At 53.3% G+C, this 19173-nt stretch carries 16 protein-coding genes; 9 read left to right on the top strand and 7 right to left on the bottom strand.

The window, feature by feature from the left end; all coding sequences use genetic code 11:
• Positions 1–98 precede the first annotated feature (98 nt).
• Both HU175_RS15160 and HU175_RS15155 read left to right on the top strand, forming a co-directional pair.
• Positions 99–1928 (top strand): glycoside hydrolase family 2 protein, encoded by a 1830-nt coding sequence (locus HU175_RS15160; RefSeq protein WP_176567397.1) that lies wholly within the window; start codon positions 99–101, stop codon positions 1926–1928.
• A gap of 70 nt (positions 1929–1998) precedes the next feature.
• Positions 1999–3990, top strand: a complete 1992-nt coding sequence (locus tag HU175_RS15155; protein ID WP_176567396.1) for a putative porin — start codon at positions 1999–2001, stop codon at positions 3988–3990.
• Here the strand turns inward: HU175_RS15155 and HU175_RS15150 are convergent.
• The gene (locus HU175_RS15150; RefSeq protein ID WP_176567395.1) at positions 3987–6701 is read right to left on the bottom strand and encodes an MGH1-like glycoside hydrolase domain-containing protein; all 2715 of its coding nucleotides are present in this window, start codon (positions 6699–6701) and stop codon (positions 3987–3989) included. The two genes, HU175_RS15155 and HU175_RS15150, sit on opposite strands and share 4 nt — an antisense overlap.
• Positions 6702–6835: 134 nt before the next feature.
• Entirely contained in the window at positions 6836–7645 is an 810-nt protein-coding gene (locus HU175_RS15145) for a glucose 1-dehydrogenase (RefSeq protein ID WP_176567394.1), read from the bottom strand.
• Positions 7646–8102: 457 nt separating this feature from the next.
• Here HU175_RS15145 and HU175_RS15140 point away from each other — a divergent pair, with 457 nt between their 5' ends.
• Positions 8103–8711 carry a T9SS C-terminal target domain-containing protein gene (locus HU175_RS15140; protein ID WP_176567393.1) on the top strand — a complete coding sequence of 203 codons (609 nt, stop codon included), beginning with the start codon at positions 8103–8105 and terminating at the stop codon, positions 8709–8711.
• A 272-nt stretch (positions 8712–8983) separates the two neighbouring features.
• Here the strand turns inward: HU175_RS15140 and uvsE are convergent, their stop codons facing one another.
• A complete protein-coding gene (gene uvsE, locus HU175_RS15135) occupies positions 8984–9925 on the bottom strand; it encodes a UV DNA damage repair endonuclease UvsE (protein WP_176567392.1) in 942 nt (313 codons plus the stop codon).
• 119 nt (positions 9926–10044) lie between these two features.
• Between uvsE and HU175_RS15130 the strand changes: the two genes are divergently transcribed.
• Both HU175_RS15130 and HU175_RS15125 read left to right on the top strand, forming a co-directional pair.
• A complete protein-coding gene (locus tag HU175_RS15130) occupies positions 10045–10950 on the top strand; it encodes a hypothetical protein (RefSeq protein WP_176567391.1) in 906 nt (301 codons plus the stop codon).
• On the top strand, positions 10931–11329 hold the full coding sequence (locus HU175_RS15125; protein WP_176567390.1) for a hypothetical protein: 399 nt from the start codon (positions 10931–10933) through the stop codon (positions 11327–11329). Before HU175_RS15130 ends, HU175_RS15125 begins: the two co-directional genes overlap by 20 nt.
• Positions 11330–11389: 60 nt before the next feature.
• Here the strand turns inward: HU175_RS15125 and HU175_RS15120 are convergent, their stop codons facing one another.
• On the bottom strand, positions 11390–11821 hold the full coding sequence (locus HU175_RS15120) for a peptidylprolyl isomerase (protein ID WP_176567389.1): 432 nt from the start codon (positions 11819–11821) through the stop codon (positions 11390–11392).
• Positions 11822–11880: 59 nt separating this feature from the next.
• On the bottom strand, positions 11881–12516 hold the full coding sequence (locus tag HU175_RS15115) for a thioredoxin family protein (RefSeq protein WP_176567388.1): 636 nt from the start codon (positions 12514–12516) through the stop codon (positions 11881–11883).
• Between the two features lie 147 nt (positions 12517–12663).
• On the opposite strand from HU175_RS15115, the gene HU175_RS15110 reads away from it, so the two are divergent.
• Positions 12664–13032: a PadR family transcriptional regulator gene (locus HU175_RS15110; RefSeq protein ID WP_176567387.1), complete on the top strand. Its 369-nt coding sequence runs from the start codon at positions 12664–12666 to the stop codon at positions 13030–13032.
• Between the two features lie 37 nt (positions 13033–13069).
• A complete protein-coding gene (locus tag HU175_RS15105; protein WP_176567386.1) occupies positions 13070–13591 on the top strand; it encodes a hypothetical protein in 522 nt (173 codons plus the stop codon).
• Positions 13592–13700: 109 nt separating this feature from the next.
• Here the strand turns inward: HU175_RS15105 and proS are convergent, their stop codons facing one another.
• Positions 13701–15173 (bottom strand): proline--tRNA ligase, encoded by a 1473-nt coding sequence (gene proS, locus HU175_RS15100; protein WP_176567385.1) that lies wholly within the window; start codon positions 15171–15173, stop codon positions 13701–13703.
• Between the two features lie 265 nt (positions 15174–15438).
• Here proS and HU175_RS15095 point away from each other — a divergent pair, with 265 nt between their 5' ends.
• Both HU175_RS15095 and HU175_RS15090 read left to right on the top strand, forming a co-directional pair.
• The gene (locus HU175_RS15095; protein ID WP_176567384.1) at positions 15439–16707 is read left to right on the top strand and encodes a hypothetical protein; all 1269 of its coding nucleotides are present in this window, start codon (positions 15439–15441) and stop codon (positions 16705–16707) included.
• Between the two features lie 154 nt (positions 16708–16861).
• Positions 16862–18469: a hypothetical protein gene (locus HU175_RS15090; protein WP_176567383.1), complete on the top strand. Its 1608-nt coding sequence runs from the start codon at positions 16862–16864 to the stop codon at positions 18467–18469.
• A gap of 93 nt (positions 18470–18562) precedes the next feature.
• Here HU175_RS15090 and HU175_RS15085 read toward each other — a convergent pair whose 3' ends face one another.
• Positions 18563–19069, bottom strand: coding sequence for a shikimate kinase (locus tag HU175_RS15085; RefSeq protein ID WP_176567382.1), 507 nt, complete (start codon positions 19067–19069; stop codon positions 18563–18565).
• Between the last annotated feature and the right edge of the window lie 104 nt (positions 19070–19173).

Below are 19173 nucleotides of genomic sequence, written 5' to 3'. Positions count from 1 at the left end.
GGCTGTGGCAGCTGGCCAGGATTATTCGCCCGTTCAGCAGTATTTTTGAGTAATGCATCGAGCCACATCACTTTTCGAATAAACCCTGCCAACGCAGTATGTTAAAGCCTTTTCAGTACGTCTATCTAGCCCTTCTTACCGGGATCAACACGTTTATCCCACTACCAGCCTGCTGCCAGAACGCAGATTTACCAACCCGCTGGACAAAAGCGGCCATGACGGCGCCGGTGCCCCTTAGCGACTATCCGCGCCCACAACTTCAGCGAAATGACTGGCTTTGCCTGAACGGACTCTGGAATTATCAGGGTGGTTCGGCAGCTGCTTCCGCCGAGAATCCGGTAACGGCAATAACTTTTTCGGCTAAAGCAGAACAGATACGGGTCCCCTACTGTCCCGAATCAGTGCTGTCAGGTATCAAGCGAAAGCAGGAAATTAATATGTGGTACCAGCGTTCGTTTACACTTCCCGCAGGCTGGAAAGGCAGACAAATCATTCTTCACTTTGATGCTGTAGACCATAATGCTACTGTCTTTATAAACGGCCAGAAAGCAGGCAGCCACTCGGGCGGTTACGATGCCTTTTCATTCGACATCACCGAACTGCTGAAACAGAGCGAAAACAGCATCATAGTAGCCGCTTATGATGCCAATGATGGGCGTACTCCTTCGGGAAAGAACGGTCCGCGTGGTGATTATACCTTTACGTCCGGCATCTGGCAAACGGTCTGGCTGGAACCGGTTTCCAAAGAGCACATTGAAACGATACGGTTACTGCCGGATCTGGCCCGCCGGAGACTGAAACTAGACGTAAATGCCAGCTCTGCGGCCCGCGTAACAGCCGTTGTTTTTGACGGCAAGAAAGAAGTGGCCCGGGCAAACGGCAATTCTGGAACGGCTATTTATCTACCAATCACACACCCAAAATCGTGGTCGCCGGATTCACCCTTTCTCTATGATCTGAAGATTACACTGCAGTCGGCCAATGGCCGGGTAACAGATGAGGTAACGAGCTATTTTGGCATGCGGGATGTTGCCCTCGGCAACGTAGGCGGGGTTATCCGGCCTCTGCTGAATGGTCGGTTTGTAATGCAGCTGGGTCTGCTCGATCAGGGGTACTGGCCCGATGGCATTTTAACTGCACCGACGGAGGAAGCACTGAAATCGGACATCGAGTTTACCAAAAAAGCCGGTTATAACCTGATTCGGAAGCACATGAAAACCGAACCCCAGCGATTTTACTACTGGGCCGACAAACTGGGTCTATTAGTCTGGCAGGACATGCCCGCGATCTGGTACCCTGATGAAGACACGTTAAAAACCAGAACTGCTTTTCGGAAAGAACTTAAAGCCGTGATCGATGATCATTACAATTCGCCGTCCGTTGTTTGCTGGGTTCCCTTCAATGAAAACTGGGGAGCGTTCGACGTAAAGAACATTACCAGCTGGGTTAAAAACTATGACCCGTCCCGACTGGTCAACGGAAACTCGGGATTCAACAATAATCCGTCCTACCAGAAAGCGTATGGCGATCCTAAAAACGGCGACTTTGTGGATACCCACATTTACGTAGGCCCTTACAAAGCCTCGGAACCGGATAGCCAGCGGGCTGCTTCGCTGGGGGAATTTGGCGGAGTAGGTCTGTTCGTGCGGGGACACATGTGGCCGGTCGAAAACAACGCGTATGCCTACGAGCCAACAACGGCTGCCCTTACCGACCGCTACGTTTTTTTATTGGATCAGGTGGAGCAATTAATGCGGTACCGGGGGCTGAGTGTAGCCATCTACACGCAGACAACGGATGTTGAGCATGAAGTCAACGGCCTGCTCACCTATGACCGGGCGGTTGAGAAAATGGACGCAGGCCGTATTCGTGCCGTAAATCAGGCGGTCATCCAGGCAGGTAATACGCTGGCTTCCCCAAAGGACTGACAGGCGTTAAAAATCGTTAAGGGGTAACCAGCCATTTCGGGTATTCGGGTTTTGGCGTATTTTTGACCCGATGAAGTGGAGTTTTCTTGTTCTTACGCTCTTGAGCCTGGTCAGTGCCGCCGTCCGGGCTCAGGTACCCACGGGTTTCCCGAGTGGGTTCGGTGGTCAGCAGAGCCGACCCGGTAGCACGACCGGCGTTACTGGCAACAACGGTATCGACGATTCGACCAAAGTTATTTACGGTCCCAAATCCACTCGCTACGTCCTGGAAGAGGACATTTTCAACAACCGCCGGAAACTGTATACCGTCGATACGACCCTGGACGACGCGCACAAATACACCTACGTGCAACGAAGTAACTTCCTCTACCAGGATCTGGGCAACCTGGGCACGCCCATGCACCCGGTATTTGTATCCATGCCCGATCAACTGGGTACGCAGACGGGCTACTCGGTTTTTGCTCCCTTTGCTTACCAGACCATGGGGGTAAAATATTTCGATACCAAGTCGCCGTTTACCGACATGTATCTGGCCCTGGGGGGGCGCAACCGGAACATCCTGCGTTTCGACTTCTCCCAGAACATCACCCCCCGCTGGAACGTGGGCTTCAATGTACAGCGGTTTACTTCTCAGAAGCAGTTCGGCACCAGCGGCAGCAACGATGCCAACAAACTCCTGGCGCAGAACTGGGGCTTTGTGGGGCACACTAACTACCGGTCGAAAAACGAAAAATACACGATGCTCCTTCATTTTATCAACATGAACCACTCGCTGGCCGAGCAGGGGGGTGTGTTGCCGGGGGTTCGGCTGACCGAGGAAGGCGACTCGATCATCAATCGGTACGACTATGAAGGCAATGCCCGACTCACGAGCGTGAACGGACGCGAAATCCGGAACGACTGGCACCTGTACCACCAGTACGTACTGGGGAATGGCTTTCAGTTGTTCCAGCGACTCGACTACCAGCGGCATAAAAACTACTACCAGGACGATACCCTCCGGCTGAACCAGTCGACCAAAATTATTGGCGACCTCGTTTATCCCGGCTTCTATCCCACGATTCTGGGCGACACGTCACGCATCGAACAGGACGCCCGATTCCGGCTGGTCGAGAACATGGCTGGTATCAAAGGTATTTACTCATTCAACGGTTCAGCCTTCAACTACCGGGCTTACCTGCGCAACCGGATCTACGGGCAGTACACCCGCTATAATTCCAGCCGGACCCAGCACAACGAATACGAAACCCGACGACTCGAAACCTTTGTGGGGGGCTGGCTGGGGTATTATTTTCCGGATAGCCTGTCACAGATCACGGCCGAAGCTGAATACCAGGTAGGAGGTGGCTTCCGGCTCCAGGGCCAGTTCGACAGTAAGTTTCTGACGGGGGGCTACACGGCTATGCTTGTTGATCCCACCCTCCTGCAGGAACGTTACCAGAGTAAGGTATTTTTCTGGCGCAACGAGAATTTCCGGCTGCGGGGCTATAACCACGCCTACGGCAAGCTAAACCTGCGTTACCAGAGTATCCGCCTGGAACCCGGCCTGGATTATTACTTGCTGAGCAACTACATCTATTTCGATACCGACGCCATTGCGCGGCAGGCCAGCGGCTCGTTCAGTGTGTTACAGGCCGGGCTCGGCTACCGCATCCAGGCGGGCAAGTTTCTGGCTTCTGGTCAGACGTACTACACGATTCAGTCCAGAACTGATATCCTCCGCACCCCGCCCTTCTTTGCCAATGCGCAGTTCCAGTACGAATTTCTGTACGCCAAGGCCCTGTACGTACAAGCGGGAGTTGAGCTGAATTACAAGTCCTCGTACTTTGGCGATGCTTACATGCCACTCACGCAGCAGTACTATCTGCAGAACAACCAACGTACCGAAGGTTACCTGCTGACAAACGTGTACGCCAATTTTCGGGTAAACCGCACGCGACTGTTCGTCAAGCTCACCAACGCGACCGAGGGACTGTTTAACCAAGGGTATTTTGCCGCGCCGGGGTACCTGCAGCTACGCCGGGCTTTTGCGTTCGGTGTCGACTGGTACCTGTTCGACTAACCGCAGTTCGGCCCTGACTGCTCATCAACGATAGAGGCACCGGGTTTTACCGCTTGCTGACTCGTGTATTTACGGTCGATGAGTTCAGCAACCAGCCCCGTCCAGCCCGTCTGGTGACTGGCTCCCACTCCTCGTCCGTTATCGCCGTCGAAATACTCGTAGAACAAGATGTGATCCCGAAAATGGGGGTCGCGGTACTTGGGGTGCCCCCCAAACACCGGGCGATTTCCAGTGGGTCCGACCGTAAACAGGCTGATCAGTCGATCGGTCAACTCGCGGGCTACATCGCGCAGGGTTACCAGTTTCCCCGACCCAACCGGATATTCGACCGTAAATCCATCCCCGAAATAGGCGTAGAAGCGTTCGATGCTGTTGATGAGCAGGTAGTTGACTGGCATCCAGACCGGGCCGCGCCAGTTGCTGTTCCCTCCGAACATATCACTCACACTCTCGGCGGGGGTATAGGCCAGCCGGAACGTATTGCCATCCAGCGTAAACTCGTAAGGATGATCGCGGTACACCTGCGATACGGCCCGGACGCCGTGCGGACTCAGGAATTCGTTCTCATCCAGCACACGCGTCAGCAGTGATTTTAGCCGGAACCCCCGTAGCAAACTTAGTAGCCGGGTTTCGTCCTGACCTACTTCGTTGTAACGCGACACCTGGCTGTAGAGATCCGGCCGGTGGCTTTTAAACCAGACCATCCGCTCCAGAAAAGCGGGTCGGGCCCGCAGCAGCGGATCACTCAGCACCTCAACCGCAAACATGGGTATTAACCCCACGAGCGTCCGCACCCGCAGCCGCTCGACACTCCCATCCGACAGCCGTAGCTGATCGTAGAAGAAGCCGTCGTCTTCGTCCCACAGGCCATCACGATTACCGCCCGTGTTGGTCATGGCCCCCGCAATGTACAGGAAGTGATCAAAGAACTTGGTCGCCATCTCGTCGTAAACGGGATCGTGGTTGGCCAGTTCCAACGCAATCCGCATCATGTTCAGGGCATACATGGCCATCCAACTTGTCCCGTCGGCCTGTTCAAGGTGGCTTCCGTTCGGCAGTACCTCATTCCGATCGAATACACCAATGTTATCCAGCCCCAGGAAGCCCCCCTCGAAGATATTATTGCCCATGTTGTCTTTCCGGTTCACCCACCAGGTGAAGTTGAGCATTAGCTTATGGAAAACAGCCCGCAGAAACGTAATGTCTTCCTCGCCCTGAGGCTTGTGCCGTTTCTCCATGTGGTATACGCGCCACGCGGCCCAAGCCTGTACGGGTGGATTCACGTCGCTGAATGCCCATTCGTAAGCAGGTAGCTGCCCGTTGGGATGCATATACCACTCGTTGGTCAGCAGCATGAGCTGCTCTTTGGCAAAGCCCGGATCGATCATACCGAGTGTTACGCAGTGAAACGCCCAGTCCCAGGCTGCGTACCAGGGATACTCCCAGGTGTCGGGCATGGAAATAACCCCCGCGTTGATAAGCTGCAGCCAGCTATGGTTGCGGCCAGCTGCCCGTTCGGGGGGCGGGGGTGGCTGATTGGGATCACCAGCCAGCCAGCGCGATACGTCGTAATAATAGTACTGTTTGTTCCAGAGCATTCCGGCAAACGCCTGTCGCTGCACCCGTTTTTCGTCCTCGCTGGCCTCCCTCGGGTGAATGCTGGCGTAAAAGTCGTCTGTGTCAGCTTTTCGCTGTGCCATAATCGCATCAACGTCGGCCAGGCTTACGGCTACGTTGTCCGGTTGGTCAGCATTCGTCAGGCGCAGTCGGATCTTGATTTCGGACCCTGGCTCAACGGTCAGGACGTAGTGGGCAGCCGCCTTTGTCCCGGTCTGGGTTGGATTGACGGCCTGAGTCCCCTGAACGACGTAATCGTTGATGGCATCTTTAGGATAGGCCGCGCCATTATGGACATCGTACAGCCGGGCTTTGTTAGTTTCATTATCGCAGAATAGCCAGGCCGGTTTTCCGGTTACCGGACTTTCCTCCGCCTGCAGGACGTAACGGCCTAACTGAATATGTTCGGCCCTCACCATCCCATCTGCCTGCAGCGACAGACTGGGCTGTGCGCTGGGAACTCCGTCAGAATCATCGCCCCAAACCCAGGTATTGCGGTACCAGAGCGTTGGCAGCACATGTAGTGGTGCCGCATCCGGCCCCCGGTTCACGACGGTAACAACCATCAATATGTCCTGGGGAGATGCCTTGGCGTATTCTATTGTTACGTCGAAGTAGCGATCCTCATCAAACAGGCCCGTATCGAGTAGTTCAAATTCCGGATCGAGTCGCGTCCGACGCCGGTTTTCGTCCAGCAGCTGCTGGTAGGGAAAAGCCTGCTGCGGGTATTTGTACAACATGCGTTGGTAGGCATGACTGGGCGCGCTGTCGAGCTGAAAATACAGTTCCTTAACGTCTTCACCGTGATTCCCCTCAGGATTTGTCAACCCGAAAAAGCGTTCTTTCAGGATTGGATCCTGTCCGTTCCAGAGCGCCAGCGCCAGACACAGCTGCTGCTGGTCATCGCAGAAACCCGCAATCCCTTCTTCCCCCCAGCGGTACGTGTAACTGCGCGCCATGTCATGCGTGGTGTAGTTCCAGGCATCACCATCAGCGCTGTAATCTTCGCGCACGGTCCCCCACTGGCGGTCAGAGACGTACGGTCCCCACTGCCGCCAGGCGGGGTCGGTTAGTCGTTGTTGTTCGAGGAGCATAAATTAGGAACAAGGAAGAAACGGAGAAAGGAACAGGACAGGGAAAAAGATGCTAAAAAAAGTAGTCCACAACATAACCTTTATACACTCATTAATCTCCTTGTTCCCTTCTCCCCTCCTCCTTTTTCCTTCTTTTATCCATTATCAACAAAACTTTCCAGTACCGTCATGCCCCCGTCGATGAAGATGCTGGAGCCGGTAATGTAATCCGATTTGTCAGATGCCAGAAATACGGCCAGGTTACCAATGTCGGCGGGTTGGCCAATCCGGTTGTAGGGGATGAGCCGCATCAGACTGTTCAGCGCTTCGGGCGTACCCCAGGCGGAGTGGTTGATGGGCGTCTGAATGGCCCCCGGACAGATGCTGTTGACCCGAATGCGCCGGTCGCCGTATTCCTGCGCCAGCGACTGCATCAGGAGCTTGACGCCCCCTTTGGATGCCGCGTAGTTGATATGCCCCGCCCAGGGAATTACTTCGTGTACCGAACTCATACAGATGATCTTGCCAGTCGCGCTGGACACTTCCGGACGCGGTCCCCGGCGCAAAAACTCCCGGATGGCCGCCCGGGCGCAGAGAAACTGACCGGTCAGGTTCACGCCGATCACGGCATCCCACTGCGCCAGCGTCATTTCGTGAAAGGCGGCATCACGCTGAATACCGGCATTGTTTACCAGAATATCAACCGTCCCTAGTTGCGCCACAACATCAGCGAACATCTGGTCGACCTGATCCTCTTTGCTGACATCGCATTGGTACGTAATACCCTGCCCACCGGCATCGGTGATTTCTTTCAGGACGGCATCCGCATCAGCTTTCGTTGCCGCCACGGGATGGTTGACCACAACGATTGCACCCGCATCGGCCAGGCTTTGGGCCACGCCCGCCCCTATCCCACTACTCGCGCCGGTGACTACGGCCACCTGTCCCTGTAATTCTTTCTGCATGTAGCTTCTGATTTTTTAGATAAATCGGTTTAGGCTGGCTTTGGTTTATGGGGCCGGCTCAACTGAACTCACTTTTAAATTAAAATTAATGAACCAGGCCCGACCAGAATCAGGATCGAAACGTGCTTTCAACGACCTAAGCGACCATAGTTGAGATCACCGTTTACTTCATATGAATAAAGTATATATTTTAAAATTATTTAAAATTGTATTATCTGATTGAAAAGTAGGGACCAAAAAAAGGAAAGTCCTAAAAATTAGAATTATTAGAAAAATACAAATCATACGCAATAAATAGGGACTTATTGTACTTTTCCGATAATTACGCGAATTTGCTCATATTGAATATAAATATTAGATGAACATTGCGTAAAACGCTGATCGTCAGCACCTGAACTCTTGCATCGAACGGACTTTATCCCACACCTTTGTCACGGAAAAACAAAATTTCAAGACAATGAAAAAATTCCGTTTATCAATCGCCGTACTGATGTCAGTATGGAGTCTGGCAGGTCTGGGAGAGGCCAAAGCCGACACTGGTTTGGGAGTTAGCAGCGTCAAAATCGAAAAGTCAGATAGCAAGAAAGTTCGCATATACACAAAACCAGGATCGCCTGTCGACCTGACTCTGGTCGACGTTGATGGCTACATTTTGTACAAAGGTCTGACCTCGTCGAGCAACAAAACAGGTGAGCAAATTTTCAACCTGAACAACCTGCCCGACGGACGTTACTTTATCACCGCCGGCAACAATGAATGGTGGATGTCGCAGGGCATTACGATCCGCGGTAACGTTGTATCGATCGACGAGCGTAACCTGCAGCAAATGGCCCAGCCTACGCTGACGACCTACGCGAAAAACAAAATTGAAGTAACGGTTCCGGGTAAAAATCTAGATGACGCCAGCGTATCGATCTACGACGCGAAAAATGAACTGGTGTTCAGCGAAGCTTACAATGGTGGTGCCCAGCGGTTCGATTTATCGACGCTGCCCACAGGTACCTACACGTTCGTGGTTGGTATGGAGCAGAAACACTTCTCGTCGCGCGTTACGGTTGCCGAATAACCGCTTCCTGCATAAAGCCTTCGGGCTGCTTACGTAATATCCAACTGAAAAGTGGTCGACCAAACCGGATCGGCCGCGAACCCCACTCCGCCCGCTACGTTCCCAAACGTAGCGGGCGTTTTTTTGTGGTGACGTTTCCCGGTTTCGTATCGATAGTTTTCCGGTTTTGCAGCAGTCTCGTTCCTTTTTAACCCTGAATCTGCCCGACAGCAAACGTTTTGCCGGTCAGTTCCCGCTCGTTGTGCCGTTCTATATTTTTACGGGAACTGCCATCAGTCATCGCTCTGCTGCTTCATGAGCTTCTGAACGGCGGGCGGAATCTCGGGCTCCTCGCCCCGCAGGCGCAGCAGCGACAATTCCTTCATTTTAGATTCATAGACAATATCTACCTCCTTCCCATACGTATTGACGGGCGCGTAGAGCCAGTCGGCATGGGCTTCTTTCCGGGCGCGGGGATCTTCTTTTTCCTGCCGCGAGTCGGAATAATGGAATACCGGCCGGACATCCCACGTAGCATAGGCCGTCAGGAACGCTTCCTCTTCGGTCTGAGAACCAGGGTTGAGGGAGTGATGAAAGTAATCGAACACGATGGGCGTCCCAATGACTTCGTACAGGGACACTAAGTCGGTTACCGTGTACAGACTGGGGCGATCGTCGTTCTCGACGGTCAGTCGGGCGCGTAGATTCTCCGACAGAAGGCCAAAGTTCTTCGCAAACCGCGCCAGCGTAGCCGACTTATCGCCGTAGGTCCCTCCGGCGTGGATGTTGATTTTGTTCCAGTGCGATGGTTTCAGGCCCATCAGGTCGAAGAGCTCCGACTGGTATTCCAGGTCTTTGAGCGTATTGTCCAGTACCTTTCCCTGACCCGCCAGGTGATTGAACGGGCCGGGGTGCGTTGTCAGGCGAATTGGTCGGCTCCCGATTTCTTCCAGCGTCGCTCGTATCTCCGCAAAATCAGGCAGGTCAGCTATCCGGTATTCTGACGCCCACGGAAACAGATCCGACGAAATCCGAAACAGTCCGATGCCATGCTCCAGATTCCAGTCGACGATTTTCAACAGATCCTGCACGTTTTTCAGCGCTAGTTCCGACGCATAGGCCACCCCCTTTTCGGTAAACGTCTTTTTGATCATCCCCCGATTGGTGGTGATTTTCTGCGCCTGCAGACTCAGATTGATGCAGGCATAGCCCACGTTAGTTGGTGTCAGTGTCATTCGGGGATAACCAGAAACCCTGGCTCACGGTTTGTTTACTAACCGTTTGGTCAAAATCCTGTTCACAATGGCGATTTGATCCGGTCGTCGCCTATATTCCGACGATTCCATACTGACCTATGCATAAATGTGTGCTGTTCTTTATTACCCTCGGTAGCGCCTGGCTCACCGGCTGCGTTAATCTCCGGTCGGTCGAAATGTTCAGTAACTCGACCCTGACCACTGTTCAGCAAGGGGCTACGCTACCCGCTACGTTCTCGTCGGTGTACCGCAACCGAACGCAGACGGACTCCCTCGACCGGCACCCATTTGCCAAAACCCCGGTTATTGGCATCAACTTTACGGACCGCGTTCGGCAGGATTCTTTCCGGTCCTACCGACTGGCCGACAGCCTCACCCTGGCTGGCCGGAACCTCATTCAGTCTTACTTTCAGACACTGCATAATCTCTCAGCCACCGGTAAGTCTTTCGTGCCCGTACAGCTCCAGTCGCCGAGTTTTGAGAATTACCTTCAGAACTCCCGGATCAAGCTCAGTGCCGACGAAGTAATTGCGTTTAACCGGATCGTTAATACAATCGCATCGGCCGCAACCAGTACGTACCGGAGGCAGAAATTAGTCGCCTTTCTGGAAAATAGTTATCCAGATATGCAGCGGTTGCTGGCGGTTGAGATTCTTGCGTATAACCGCCTGGCCGATGTAATTGCCATCAGCCGGGAGCAACAATACAATTCGTACAAGAATCGATTAATCCGTGATCCAAAGCTGGCGTACTCAGAAAAATATGATCTGGCGCAACAGTGGATCAAAACCGCCAGTACCATTGAGCAGACCCGGCAGACGGTGCTTACGTACGTTAAGAGCCTGCGTACGATTCAGGTGGGATACGACGAACTGTACCGGCAGCGCCGGGAGCTGAAACACCGAGAGATTTTACTGTCTTTAAGTACCTACGTAGCGACCCTAAATCAACTCCAGACCGACCTGGAACAACTTAAACCGGTTTATGGAAGACTTTACCCCTGAGCAGCTGGTGGTTCTGGCCAATGGTTACCAGACCATGGCACGATCGCTGAACGAGTTCCAGGTCAGTCACTGGCCCGATCTTACGTTCGAGCAGCACCTCGACCTGAATGCCTATCAGAGCAGCCTCTTGAACCGGGCGCAGGATCTGCAGACCTCCGCCGTTCGACCCGCGTTCAGGGATGCAGCCGGGGTTGCCCTTCGACTTCAGCAGGCGATAGACCAGGCGCAGGAGAGTCTTAAACGCCTTCAGACAATCAACGTGGCCCTCAACATCGGCGCGGTTACTGTGGCACTAGCCTCCTACGTAGCGCGGGCTAACCTGCGGGGCATTGAGACGGCCCTTAGTGAACTAACTGACCTGCTTACCTTTGAAAGGTAAAGAGCGAAAGAGCGATTGGCCTTTAGTGGCATCTCGCTCTTTCACTCTTTCGCTCTTTAATTATTTAACCCCTACCAGTTCAACTTCGAAGATCAGGTCCTGACCCGCCAGCGGATGGTTGGCATCCAGCGTTACGGTTGTTTCCGTCAGATCCCGGACAATAACCGGAATAGGCCGGGGGTTGCCGTCTTCGTGCATGTTCAGCGTAGCGCCCACTTCCAGCGGAATATCGGCCGGAATATCCGAGCGGTTCAGCGTAAAGATCATATCTTCGTTTGCGGGGCCGTATGCATCCTCAACGGGAATATTTATTGTTTTTTTCTCCCCTGGATTCATACCGGCAACGCCATCATCAAAGCCTTTGATGACCTGTCCACTACCCACCGTAAATTCCAGTGGAGTACGTCCCTCGGATGAATCAAAGATAGTCCCGTCGGTCAGGGTACCGGTATAATGCACCTGAACGGTGTCGCCGGATTTTGCTTGTGCCATAAGTTCGTTAGTTTGGTTAACGCGGGGCAAAGGTACCGGAACTTCCGGCTAAAATCAGGCTACACGCTAACTTCTGACCAACTGGCAATGCAGGGCAAAAGTTCACGCTGAAGGGAAAGTGTCCGGTCCGTATTATACCAGCGCTGCGCCCGCTCAATAACCTCCTGAAACGGCACCTGCTCAACTTTCCAGTCGTTCATCAGCGACTGTAATGCGGCTGGTCTTGGCCCCCACGTGCCCAGCTCCTTCGTCAGATCCGATTTGCGCAGACAGATCAGTTTCGGGATTGATTTACCACCGTTTGTCAGGTATACATTCATCACCACCGGGTGTTTATCCCGCAGCAGGAAGCGGATTTCGACCTGTGACGATGCCATGGCCATCTGGTGTAGCACCGGAACGACCTGGGCGGCATCCCCGCACCACGATTCGGTCAGTACCAGCCAGATCCAGGATTCCGGCACTTCCGTCAGGGCAGCTGTAACCTCCGGCAACAGCGTTATCTGCCGGTCGAGCCGGCTCATTCGGGCCAGGTTCAGCCGGGCGTATCCCACGATTTCATCGGTATTATAACTCGCTTCTTCAGATGTGGTTAGCCCCTGCGCCAGCCGCTCGGCCGACAAAGTAATGTACTGTTCGTAGGTCAGTGCCGACGCAATCAGGTCGGGCGTAATAAGTGGAGAAGGTACTGTCATAGCTGCAGATTGGTCAACATGTCCGCAACGCAGAGCGCGGGGTTATTCGTTCGCCCGCATCCGCAAATCAATTCGTAGTCCTTTGGTTGCATATATCGTTTTGTTATATATATATTTAAGCCGTCTTCCTAAACAGCCCGAAGTCATATGGACGCAACAGGCAACGAGTTTCTGCGGGGAACGCTCAAAACCATCGTGTTAAAATTACTGGCCGAGCAGCCGCCCGTTGGTCGGGGGAGCCTGTATGGCTATGAGATTACCCAGGCGGTTAAAGAGCGGACAAAAGGAGAAATTACGCTATCCTTCGGCTCCCTGTACCCCGTTTTGCATAAACTTGAGCAGGAAGGTTATCTGGTTTCGTACGCCCGAGAGGTAGATGGCCGGATCCGAAAATATTATTCCCTTACCCCTACGGGTACCCAGGCGGCCGCCCGGAAGGTGTCTGACTTCGAGCGCTTTGTCGAAGCCATGCGCACCCTGCTGGCGCCCCCTCCCGGCCTGGTTCCCGGTCACTGAAACGCTTACATCCCCTCAACCGATAAGTCACAGTGTTATGGAAAAGCTCACCCCGCAACAACTCGCTACGTTGCACAACCACCTGATCCATACGGGATCGACCGATGCGCTGGTCGACGAGCTACTGGATCACCTTGCCTGCGAAGTCGAATATTACCTCTGGATTGGTTTGCCCTTCGATAATGCGCTGCAAACGGTACTGGAGCAGGCTAATGTAAAAGCCGTGCAGCATTTACGATCTCACTACAATGTCGCACTGTCCATGACCGACGAGCAGTTGCGACAGGCCAGCCTGGACGACATCGTTTTCGAATTTCGAAACAAACTGTACGGTGCATATGACCTTCGGCAAGCTTATCGGGTGACCCTGCGTAACGCGTTTATTATGGCGATTAGCCTCTGCATGATGGGGATGACTATGCTGAACGGCATCTCCCGCCGTAGCTGGTCGTATTTCAGTATGTGGGGTGTTTTCTGGCTGGTAGGTCTGTGTGGAGTTACATTCGCGGCCGTCAGCTGGTATTTGCAGCACCTGCGTCAGCATCAACTGGCGCGTTGACATAAACGTATCGAACAGTTTGAGCCGGCCTCCTAGCAACGGTGGCGGGAAACCGGGACAAAAATAGTCCTGATTCCCCGCCACCGTTTTATTTATTTCCTCTGTTCGTTTAGTAGGCCCGCGCAAATACCACCCGTCCCTTCGACGGTTTACCCGAGAAGAAATCAACGCCTTCTTCGGGTTCCTGATCAAACGGAATACAACGGATTGTCGCCTTAGTGGCTTCTTTAATGGCTTCTTCCGTTTCGGACGTACCATCCCAGTGTGCCAGCAGAAATCCTCCTTTTTCGATCTGCTCGTCAAACTGTTCCCGCGTGTCGACCTTGAATGTATTCTCCTGCCGGAAAGCGAAGGCTTTTTCGTAAATCGTCCGCTGAATGTCGTCAAGCAGGTTTTTAATGCGCTCAGTCAGCCCGTCGAACGGTACCGTTTCCTTACTTTTCAGATCACGCCGGGCGATTTCGACCGTTCCGTTTTCCAGATCACGGGCCCCCATCGCCAGCCGGACGGGAACCCCGCGCAGTTCGTATTCGGCGAATTTCCAGCCGGGCTTATTCGCATCCGAGTCATCGTATTTCACCGAGACACCCGCTTTGCGCAGTTCCTGAATCAGGGGTTTGATTTTCGCCGAGATCGCTTCCAGTTGTTCATCGGTGCGGTAGATCGGCACGATCACCACCTGGATTGGCGCCAGTTTCGGTGGCAGCACCAGTCCATCGTCATCCGAGTGTGCCATGATGAGCGCGCCCATCAGCCGGGTACTAACCCCCCAGGACGTACCCCAGACGTAGTCCAGCTGATTCTGTTTGTTGAGAAACTGCACGTCGAACGCTTTGGCGAAGTTTTGTCCCAGAAAGTGCGATGTCCCGGCCTGGAGTGCTTTGCCATCCTGCATCATAGCTTCAATGCATAACGTATCGTCAGCGCCGGCGAACCGCTCATTAGCTGTTTTGGTGCCCCGTACCACCGGCACCGCCATCCATTCTTCGGCAAACTGCGCGTAGATGTCCAGCATCTGGCGGGTTTCGGCCTGTGCTTCTTCCGATGTAGCGTGAGCGGTATGGCCTTCCTGCCACAGGAACTCCGACGTGCGCAGGAAGATCCGCGTCCGCATTTCCCAGCGTACTACGTTGGCCCACTGGTTAATGAGTAGCGGCAGGTCGCGGTACGACTGAATCCAGTTTTTGTACGTACTCCAGATCACCGTTTCCGACGTTGGCCGTACGATCAGTTCTTCTTCCAGTTTAGCCTCCGGATCGACGATCACGCCGGAACCATCCTCGGCGTTTTTTAGCCGATAGTGCGTTACTACGGCACATTCTTTAGCAAAACCCTCCACGTGCGAGGCTTCTTTGCTGAGGTACGATTTGGGAATAAAGAGCGGGAAATAGGCATTGCTGTGCCCCGTTTCCTTGAACATATCGTCCAGGGCGCGCTGCATTTTTTCCCAGATCGAAAAACCATACGGTTTAATTACCATACAACCGCGTACGGCAGAGTTTTCGGCCAGATCGGCCCGTTTAATGAGTTCGTTATACCATTCGGAGTAGTTTTCGCTACGGGATGGAATTGCTTTGGCCATGGGTACAGAGAGAAAGAAGCGAGCCAGCGGAAACGCAGCGTGACTATCAGCCGCGACAGTCCGGGCTGCTTTTTTTAGAAATATTAACTTTTTCCAGCCTGCGTTTAAACCTTCCGGGCTAAATCGGAATCTAATCAATAAAGACTTGCAAAGATAGGTTTTTCTCCTATTTTTGTAATCAATCGCCCCGAATCTGTGTTTATATGTAAGATATCCTACATAGAGCATATACTCGACCGTTTACATAGTGTAAATCCTTTACCAGATGAATAAACAGCCCTTATATCGTTACCTGACGCTGGCGGCTCTGTTGAGTTTCTGGAGCTGTAGCTCCAGCCTCAAGACGGCACAGCGCTCGGGTGAAATGGACGACCTATACGGCACATCGGCTACGGCAGACGTGTACGTTAGCAACTCGTCCGACGTGGCCTCTGTAGCGTCACGTCCCAGCCGGTACGAACGCCGGAGTCAGTCGTCGTACCGCAACGCTAACCCTGATTACGTTGAAGACCAGCAGGGTTACGACACCAACTCAGATGAGTATTATTCCGACCTAAGCGCCCGTAAGTTAAAGCGAGGAATTTCACCTGATCCAGGATGGAACGAGTCTGAATATCAAGCCTATAACGCAGGTCTGGCATCAGCCTACAGCTGGAACCGCTGGGGTAGTTTCTACAGTGGTATGAGTCCATTTCTGGGTGTAGGTTATACAGGTTTCAACATTGGCTTTGGTAGTCCGTTCTATAATTCGTTCTACTCGCCGTTTGGAGGCTATGGCGCTTATGCCTACAGCCCATTCAACTCGCCATTTGGCTATGGGTACGGAGGATTGTATGATCCATTCTACAGCTCATACGCCTACGGTGGCGCATATAGCCCATTCTATTCGCCATTCGGTTATGGTGGTGGGTATGGTTACGGCTATGGCACCCCCATTTACGCCAGCAATCCTACAATTGTGGGTGCCGACCCGTACCGGAACGCACGTACCTATAATGGAACGGCAAGCCGTGGTTCGGGCCGTTATACCAGCGATTTCGACAACTCGAACCGGTCCTATAACTCGGGAGCTCGTCGGGCTGCGGGTAACTCGACCTACACCAATAGTTCAGGCGCAACGGTTGTCCGGGGTTCTAACGGCAACTATACCTCACCACGGGGCGGTAGCAGTCGGAACGGGGGCAACTATTATTACGACAACAGCAGAGCCGGCAACAGCGCACCTGCCTATAGTAGTGGCTCCAACGTCACAGGCAACACGTATTACTCGTCGCCACGCGGTGGTCGGTCAAATAGTAACGGGTATAGCAACAGCGGAGCCCGGTCGGGATATAGCCAGCCCAGCTATCAGCAGCCACAGCGCACGTATCAGTCTCCCCAGCAGACGTACCAACAGCCATCGTATCAGAGCCAAAGCCGTAGTTACAGCCAGCCCAGTTTCAGCGCACCTTCTTCGGGTGGGTTCAGCGGTGGCAGCCGCGGTGGTGGTGGCGGAGGTTCCGTCGGTGGTGGCGGTGGCCGTGGTCCACGCTAGTCAAAACTTGATTTGAATAAAAAAACCCCGTCAATGTCTTACAATTGACGGGGTTTTTCGTTTTCTATCACGAAGGGATAAACTTATGATTAAACGATCGGGCCTTTTGCTACTCTAAACAGTATACAGTACGTCCCTGAACCAGGCAAACTTTATGAAAAACCATTTTTTATCGACCGCATTTTTGTTACTGATGGCCCAGGCAACATTTGGGCAGGGAGCCGCTACGGACTATGCTGATGATGCCTTTCGGTATTCCGATTTTACGCTGAATGGAACGGCCCGTTTCCGGGGCTTAGGCGGTAATCACGCAGCGCTGGGCGCCGATGCCAGTAATGTTGCTGGTAACCCCGCCGGGCTAGGTTTTTATAACCGGTCGGAGTTCAGTATTAGTCCTTCGTACAATAGCGTCAGTAATCAGAGTGATTATCTGGGTGGACGAACAACCGGCAATAATGGCAAAGTCAGTGTAGGCCAGTTTGGTTTGATCCTGGCCGGACGTGATAACGGGGACCGGCGCTGGCGTCGCTCGACCTTCGGTATCACGTATTCCCAGTCAGTCAACTTCAACGACTACGTGAGCGCCAGGGGCATCAACAACAACCGCAATTCGTCTATTGCGCAGACGTACGTCAATGCCGCTAACGCCGGAGACGCCGACTACCCGAACGGCTATACAGGACCGGGCATCGATAATCTGTACAATTTTAATTTGAATCAGGCCGGATCAGCCGCGGCTGCTGCCTATCAGCTTTTCCTGATCGACCCAACTCAGCCGGTCGGACAGGATTCTCAGGGAAACCAAATCTATGGGGCACCGTTTGCCCGGGGGGATGCCAACACGCAGAAAGAGCAACGGGCAACGCTCAGCCGGTCGGGTGCTAACTCGCAGTGGACATTAGCGTACGCCGGTAATCTGGATGACAAATTGTACATCGGTGGGTCGATCGGTATTACACGGCTGCGGTATTCGTCCGAATACATCTTCACGGAATTACCAATCGGTGGGAATACGTTTTACAACTACGGGCAGAACAACCGGTTTACGGTTACTGGAACGGGCATTAACGCAACGTTGGGGGTGATTTATAAAGTAGCCCCGGAACTGCAGTTAGGTGCTGCGCTGACTACGCCGACCTTCTCCAGCGTGCGGGAAACGTTCGCGCAAACCATTTTTGCCGATCCTTCCGACCCGACCATCATAAACAACAGACCACCAAGCAGTGTCGACGTAGTAACGCCTTACGACAATTTCGATTATACCCTGCAAACACCCTTACGGGCATCAGGGGGCGCTACGTTCTTCCTGGGTAAGTCGGGCTTTATCACCGCAACGGCAGAATACGTAGGGTATGGAGGGATGCGTGTTCGGACGTCGGTCTTCTCATCGGCCAGCGACAATACCGCTTTCCGGAACGACGTACGTCAGGCTGTTCAGGATACGTACCAGAGCGTTGTTAACCTGCGGGCCGGCGCCGAAGTTAGAACGGGCATTTTACGGCTGCGGGCCGGCGTGGGTTACCTACCTACCGCCTATAAATTCAACCTGGATCGTGTCCCGGCGTCGGATCGCGCGAAACTGCTGATTTCAGCTGGCTTGGGCGTTCGTAACGATCGTTTCTTTGCCGATCTGTCGGGCGCTTACCTGACCTACAAATCGGGATTTACGCCCTATTCTTTACCGTCTGACGTCGATACGCCAACGGTGCTGACCAGCGACCGGAATACCAACGTAACGCTGTCGATCGGCACGTTCTTTTAAGGTATCTTACTCGTCAAATAGAAGGGGCCGCCTATAATAGGCGGCCCCTTCTATTTGTTTCAGGGTATTCTTGCTATTCAACAAATTCAGAATCTACAGCCACTCACCGAGCCGACGCAGAATTTCGTCTTCCTGGGTTTCTCCCGTTACAACCACGTTGGCCTGACTATAGAAGGGAAGCCGGTCGACGTAGCGTTTCCGAAGGCTTTCGATCAGCTCGGGATCGGCATGATTGTAATGGGGTCGATCCCCCTGCGCGTGGTCGATAATTCGCTGAGCCAGTACCTCTACGGGTACGTCCAGAAAGATGGAAATGCCTGTAGCATTAATGTACGTCATGTTATCGTGGAAGCAGGGCATGCCCCCGCCCGTCGAGATCACCAGACTGTTACCTGGCAGAATCGTCCGGAGGATGTTCTGCTCAGCCTCCCGGAAATAAGCTTCGCCCGATTCAGCAAAGATTTCGGCGATGGAACGCCCCTCGTCCCGGACAATCAGCTTATCCGTATCGACAAACCGACATTGCAAACTATCCGCAATCCGCTTCCCCAGCGTGCTCTTACCGGACGACGGCATTCCAATTAGAAAGATGTTTTTCATTCACAATGAGTGAATGAGCGAATGAGTGAATGAGTGATTGAGTGAATAGATGCCGCATACTTTTTATTCGTCGCGCCAGCTATTCACTCAATCACTCATTCGCT

It is taken from the genome of Spirosoma sp. KUDC1026 (genome assembly GCF_013375035.1).
In the GTDB taxonomy this organism is placed as follows: domain Bacteria; phylum Bacteroidota; class Bacteroidia; order Cytophagales; family Spirosomataceae; genus Spirosoma.
The sequence above is the reverse complement of the archived record's forward strand: the minus strand, read 5'-3'. Positions and strand labels throughout refer to the sequence as shown.

Excerpts from the sequence above, each read along its gene's own strand:
- HU175_RS15160 (WP_176567397.1), top strand. The coding sequence starts at position 99 with ATGTTAAAGCCTTTTCAGTACGTCTATCTAGCCCTTCTTACCGGGATC.
- HU175_RS15155 (WP_176567396.1), top strand. The coding sequence starts at position 1,999 with ATGAAGTGGAGTTTTCTTGTTCTTACGCTCTTGAGCCTGGTCAGTGCC.
- HU175_RS15150 (WP_176567395.1), bottom strand. The coding sequence starts at position 6,701 with ATGCTCCTCGAACAACAACGACTAACCGACCCCGCCTGGCGGCAGTGG.
- HU175_RS15145 (WP_176567394.1), bottom strand. The coding sequence starts at position 7,645 with ATGCAGAAAGAATTACAGGGACAGGTGGCCGTAGTCACCGGCGCGAGT.
- HU175_RS15140 (WP_176567393.1), top strand. The coding sequence starts at position 8,103 with ATGAAAAAATTCCGTTTATCAATCGCCGTACTGATGTCAGTATGGAGT.
- uvsE (WP_176567392.1), bottom strand. The coding sequence starts at position 9,925 with ATGACACTGACACCAACTAACGTGGGCTATGCCTGCATCAATCTGAGT.
- HU175_RS15130 (WP_176567391.1), top strand. The coding sequence starts at position 10,045 with ATGCATAAATGTGTGCTGTTCTTTATTACCCTCGGTAGCGCCTGGCTC.
- HU175_RS15125 (WP_176567390.1), top strand. The coding sequence starts at position 10,931 with ATGGAAGACTTTACCCCTGAGCAGCTGGTGGTTCTGGCCAATGGTTAC.
- HU175_RS15120 (WP_176567389.1), bottom strand. The coding sequence starts at position 11,821 with ATGGCACAAGCAAAATCCGGCGACACCGTTCAGGTGCATTATACCGGT.
- HU175_RS15115 (WP_176567388.1), bottom strand. The coding sequence starts at position 12,516 with ATGACAGTACCTTCTCCACTTATTACGCCCGACCTGATTGCGTCGGCA.
- HU175_RS15110 (WP_176567387.1), top strand. The coding sequence starts at position 12,664 with ATGGACGCAACAGGCAACGAGTTTCTGCGGGGAACGCTCAAAACCATC.
- HU175_RS15105 (WP_176567386.1), top strand. The coding sequence starts at position 13,070 with ATGGAAAAGCTCACCCCGCAACAACTCGCTACGTTGCACAACCACCTG.
- proS (WP_176567385.1), bottom strand. The coding sequence starts at position 15,173 with ATGGCCAAAGCAATTCCATCCCGTAGCGAAAACTACTCCGAATGGTAT.
- HU175_RS15095 (WP_176567384.1), top strand. The coding sequence starts at position 15,439 with ATGAATAAACAGCCCTTATATCGTTACCTGACGCTGGCGGCTCTGTTG.
- HU175_RS15090 (WP_176567383.1), top strand. The coding sequence starts at position 16,862 with ATGAAAAACCATTTTTTATCGACCGCATTTTTGTTACTGATGGCCCAG.
- HU175_RS15085 (WP_176567382.1), bottom strand. The coding sequence starts at position 19,069 with ATGAAAAACATCTTTCTAATTGGAATGCCGTCGTCCGGTAAGAGCACG.